The 4,883-nt window shown below is 65.5% G+C and carries 6 protein-coding genes; 2 read left to right on the top strand and 4 right to left on the bottom strand.

Features of this window, described 5'->3' with window-relative positions; genetic code table 11:
- Together BLX41_RS26265 and BLX41_RS26255 are read left to right on the top strand one after the other, a co-directional pair.
- Nucleotides 1-862 (top strand): acyl-CoA dehydrogenase family protein (locus BLX41_RS26265; RefSeq protein ID WP_259745201.1); only part of this gene is annotated, 862 nt, incomplete at its 5' end.
- Between the two features lie 320 nt (nt 863-1,182).
- The gene (locus BLX41_RS26255) at nt 1,183-1,962 is read left to right on the top strand and encodes a TSUP family transporter (protein WP_123468912.1); all 780 of its coding nucleotides are present in this window, start codon (nt 1,183-1,185) and stop codon (nt 1,960-1,962) included.
- On the opposite strand, the gene nudC is transcribed toward BLX41_RS26255, so the two are convergent.
- The 4 genes from nudC to BLX41_RS37460 all read right to left on the bottom strand — a co-directional run.
- A complete protein-coding gene (gene nudC / locus BLX41_RS26250) occupies nt 1,930-2,760 on the bottom strand; it encodes an NAD(+) diphosphatase (protein ID WP_123727244.1) in 831 nt (276 codons plus the stop codon). The genes BLX41_RS26255 and nudC overlap by 33 nt on opposite strands.
- 6 nt (nt 2,761-2,766) lie before the next feature.
- Nucleotides 2,767-3,579, bottom strand: a complete 813-nt coding sequence (locus BLX41_RS26245; RefSeq protein ID WP_123727243.1) for a crotonase/enoyl-CoA hydratase family protein — start codon at nt 3,577-3,579, stop codon at nt 2,767-2,769.
- A gap of 199 nt (nt 3,580-3,778) precedes the next feature.
- A complete protein-coding gene (locus tag BLX41_RS26240) occupies nt 3,779-4,555 on the bottom strand; it encodes a class I SAM-dependent methyltransferase (protein ID WP_123727242.1) in 777 nt (258 codons plus the stop codon).
- Between the two features lie 204 nt (nt 4,556-4,759).
- Nucleotides 4,760-4,883: ATP-binding protein (locus tag BLX41_RS37460; protein ID WP_404942800.1), on the bottom strand; the 124-nt coding region annotated here is incomplete at its 5' end.

The raw sequence follows: 4,883 nt of genomic DNA, 5'->3' as shown, positions 1-4,883 counted from the left end.
CGGCTGCGCCTGGACTGAAATCGGCGCAGTGGAGATTGGCCAGGTCATTACCAAGGTGACGCCGGACGGCGAAAAATGGCGCCTCAATGGCGAGAAGTTCTACAGCACCGGAAGCATTTTCTCCGACTGGATCGATGTCTACGCCCAGCGCAGCGATACCGGCGGTGATGTGATCGCCGCCGTTCGGACTCGCCAGAGCGGCATCCAGCAGAGCGATGACTGGGACGGTTTCGGCCAGCGCACCACCGGCAGTGGCACCTCGCGCTTTACCGATGCCGAAGTGGAGGCCGAGAACCTCATCGACTTCGCCACCCGTTTCAAGTACCAGACCGCGTTCTACCAACTAGTGCTGCTGGCGACCCTGGCCGGGATCGGCCGCGCTGCGCTGCGCGACGTGGCTCACGAAGTGCGGGTGCGCAAGCGCATCTACAGCCATGGCAACGCACAGCAGGTCAGTGCCGACGCCCAGGTGCAGCAGGTGGTGGGCGAGATTGCGGCCCTGGTGTATGCCGCCGAGGCGGCGACAGTACGGGCTGCGGCGCCGGCGCAACGGGCGTACCTGGCACGCTTTGCCGGTGATGAGCTGAAGGAGCGTGAAGCCAATGTGGCCGCGGAAATCGAATCGGCCACGGCCCAGGTCGCGGTGACCGAACTGATCCAGCGCGCCACCAGCGAACTGTTCAACGCCCTGGGGGCGTCGGACATACGCCAGGGCAAGGCCCTGGACCGGCATTGGCGCAATGCGCGAACCGTGTCGTCGCACAATCCGGTGATCTACAAGGCACGGATCGTCGGTGACTGGAAGATCAACGGCAACGAACCGCCCTTTGTCTGGCAGATCGGCAACGGCCCCCAGCGCTGATCCTTCCCCTCGCCGTCCGTAGGGGCTGGCTTGCCAGCGAAGGCACCCTCCGATCGTGCGCAAGGCTCAAGGGCCCATTCGCCGGCAAGCCGGCTCCTACGCTTTCCGAGCCCTGCGCCGTCTGTAGGAGCTGGCTTGCCAGCGAAAGCGCCCTCCGATCGTGCGCAAGGCTCAGCGGCTCATTCGCCGGCAAGCCGGCGCCTACGATAGAGGCATCAGACCAAGGTCGAGGCGGTCGCGCAGCGGGCGGGGATGCAGGTAAGATGGCGGTCTTTCGCGCAGCCCCCTTTGCGCTTCCCGCCGAACAATAAGCCGAATCCATGCCTTTCGAACTCAGCGTAGACCTGACCACCCTCGCCATTCTCGCCCTCGTGGCTTTCATCGCCGGTTTCATCGACGCCATCGCTGGCGGCGGCGGGCTGCTCACCACTCCGGCCCTGCTGACGGCCGGGCTGCCGCCGCACTTGGTCCTGGGCACCAACAAGCTCAGTTCGACCTTCGGTTCCGCCACTGCCAGTTTCACCTTCTACCGCCGCAAGCTGTTCCACCCCCGACAATGGACCCACGCCATTGTCGGCACGCTGGTGGGGGCGCTGACCGGGGCCATCGTCGCCCATTACCTGCCGGCGGAATGGCTGAACAAGATGCTCCCGGTGATCGTCTTCGCTTGCGGCCTGTACCTGCTGTTCGGTGGCACCCCCAAGGCGCCGCTGGACAGCGATGCGCCCATCAAGAAGAAATGGCAATCGAGCCAGGGCTTCAGCCTGGGCTTCTACGACGGGGTGGCCGGGCCGGGTACCGGGGCGTTCTGGACCGTGAGCAGCCTGCTGCTCTACCCCATCGACCTGGTCAAGGCCAGCGGCGTGGCCCGCAGCATGAACTTCGTCAGCAACATTGCGGCGCTGTCGGTGTTCGTGTTCTCCGGGCAGGTGGACTGGATCATCGGCCTGAGCATGGGCCTGTCAGTAATGGTCGGGGCGTTCTTCGGCGCACGCACCGCCATCAGCGGTGGTGCCAAGTTCATTCGCCCGGTGTTCATCACCGTGGTCCTGGGGTTGACGGTGCGCCTAGCCTGGCAGCACTGGTTCAGCGTGGCCTAGACGGCGCGCCACATAGAGATCGATCAGGTAGCGGGCAATCGAGCGCGAGGCCGGCAACGGCGGCAGCGCGTGCACGTTGAACCACTGGGCATCCTCGATCTCGTCTTCCTGGGGGATGATCTCGCCGCCGGCGTACTCGGCATGGAAGCCCAGCATCATCGAGTGCGGGAACGGCCAGCACTGGCTGCCCACGTACTGGATGTTCCTGACCTCGATGCTCACCTCCTCCCGCACTTCGCGGATCAGGCAATCCTCCGCCGACTCGCCCGGCTCGGCAAAACCCGCCAGGGTGCTGTAGACGCCGGTGACGAAGCGCGGTGAACGGGCCAGGAGAATCTCGTCGCCCCGGGTGATCAGCACGATCATGCTCGGTGAAATGCGCGGATAGGCCCGCAGATCGCAGGGTTCGCAATACATCGCCCGCTCCCCCGGCACTTGCACCGTGGCCCGACCGCAACTGCCACAGAAACGATGTTCACGGGCCCAGGTGCCGATCTGCGCGGCATAGCCCAGCACCTTGTACAGGGTGTGATCGCCCTCCAGCATGAAGGCCCGCAGGCCTTTCCAGCCGCAGCCCGGCACCTCGGCGCGGCCACTGAGCTCCAGCAGGTACACCGGCTCGCCATCGAGGTGGCCAATGCCGTGCTCGGCCAGCAGCGGCAGGTCCTGGCCCTTGAGCCAGTGCCGGGGAAACAGCGCGCCGTTGTCGTCATGGAGAAAGCCTTCCGGGCCGCGGGCCACGGCCCAGCCGCCGGGAAGTTCGGTATCCAGTACTGCGGTGGTCCAGCGTGCAATCATCTTCAATCAATCCAGAAATTCGGGTTTCTGTTTGCTCATATGGGCGGCGATGGCCACACGCAAGTCGTTGGACTGCAGCATGGCGGCGTTCCAGGTCGCGACATATTCCAGGCCGTCATCGATGCGGTGGTCGCGCATGTAGCTGAGCATTTCCTTGGTCCCGCTGATCGCGATCGGCGATTTGGCGGCAATCTCCCGGGCAATCTCCATGACCCCGTCCAGCAGGCTTGCGGCATCGCTGTAGGTACGATTGACCAGGCCGATGCTGCGCGCCTCCTCGGCACCGAAGGTGCGCCCAGTGTAGGCCAGCTCACGCAGCATGCCGTCGCCGATGATACGTGGCAAACGTTGCAATGTGCCGACATCCGCCGCCATGCCGATATCGATTTCCTTGATGGAGAACTGGGCATCGTCAGCGGCATAGCGCATGTCGCAGGCGCTGATCAGGTCGATGGCGCCCCCCAGGCAGTAGCCCTGGATCGCCGCCAGCACCGGCTTGCGGCAGTTGTCCACGGCGGTGAAGGAGGATTGCAGCTGGAGAATCTTGCGCCGCAGCAGACGGGCGTTGCGGCCCACGTCCTTGCCCAGTTCGTTGGCCACGCCGGCCAGCAGCATCAGGTCGATGCCCGAAGAGAAATGCTTGCCGGCGCCACTGAGCACCACCACCCGCACCGCATCGGTGTCATCGATCCAGCGGAAGATCTCGACGATCTCGCTCCAGAACGCGGCGTTCATGGCATTGATCTTTTCCGGACGATTGATCTGCACATGGGCGATGTTGTCGGCAAGTTCGACGCGAAAGGCTTGGTATTCGGACATGGCAGTGATCCTTTACTGGGCGAAAAATGAGGGCCGAACTATAGCAAGTGGCGCCGCCGCCCCGTAAGGCAGCGCATTGGCCAAAAGCGGGACTGGAGCACCGGCCGCGGCAGGAGCCAGCTGGCGGACGCCTTTGCCGGATTGAGGGCCTCTTCGCTGGCAAGCCAGCTCCTACGGGGGTGGTGGCATGGCTATGGGTTCAGCCTTGTCCGGCGGTGTAGAAGGCGGCGGTTTCGTAGGGCACGGTCACCTCGGACTTGTCCCGCAATTGGGGTTCGCTGGCGATCAGCGCGGCGATCTGCCGGTCCACGGCGTCACGCTCGGCCTGGGGCAAGGCGGCGATGAAACTGGTGGAGCGCACGCGGTTGAAGATCACCTCTTCCGGCGTGCCGCTGTGGCCGTGACTGAAATGCCGTTCCTGCAAGGGCCCGAAACCCGGGTGGGGAAAGGCCTGGCGCCAGGCGCCGGTGTAATAGCGCGGGGTGTCGGCCTGCAAGGCATTGACGATGGCGTCCAGGCGCGCCACCCAGGGCACCCGGGCGTCGCGCAGGTTCCACACCAGCGCCAGCTTGCCGCCGGGCTTGAGCACGCGATGGATTTCGTCCAGCGCCGCGCGGTTGGCAAACCAGTGGAAGGCCTGGGCGCAGACCAGCACGTCCACTGAGGCATCCTTGAGCGGCAGCGCCTCGGCGCTGCCCTCCAGGGCCTGGGCCTCGGGCTGGGCGGCGGCCAGTTTGGCGCGCATCTGCGCCACCGGCTCAATGGCGATCACCTGGGCCCCGGTGGCCAGCAAGCGGCCAGTGAACTTGCCGGTGCCGGCGCCCAGGTCCACCACCACCCTGCCCGGCCCCAGGCCCAGTTCCTCACGCAGCCAGGGGTCGAGGGCTGACGGATAGTCCGGCCGACCCCGCACATAGGTATCGGCGGCCTGTTGATAGCCGGCGGCCGCCGCATGATGAATCGCCTGATCGTTCATGAATGAAGCTCCTCATTGCGGGTGAGTGGCAGTCAGGATAAACCGTGCCCACCAACAGACCGCATGAAATTCCTGTCAGTTGCACCCTCGCTGCAGGAGCTGGCTGTAGGAGCTGGCTTGCCAGCGAAGGCGTCGGCCCAGGCGGTGCAAGGCTCAAGGGCCTCTTCGCCGGCAAGCCGGTTCCTACGGGCGTGCGCTGTGGATTCAGCGCCTGAGCGGGGGCGGCAGGCTCAGGCGGAAACGCGCGCCGCCCAGTGGCGAGGCCTCGACCGTCAGGGTGCCGCCCTGGGCTTCCAGGGCGCGGCGGCTGATGGCCAGGCCCAGGCCG

The sequence above is a fragment of the Pseudomonas protegens genome (genome assembly GCF_003732485.1).
Classification (GTDB): domain Bacteria; phylum Pseudomonadota; class Gammaproteobacteria; order Pseudomonadales; family Pseudomonadaceae; genus Aquipseudomonas; species Aquipseudomonas protegens_B.
This window is presented reverse-complemented; position numbering and strand designations above follow the sequence as displayed.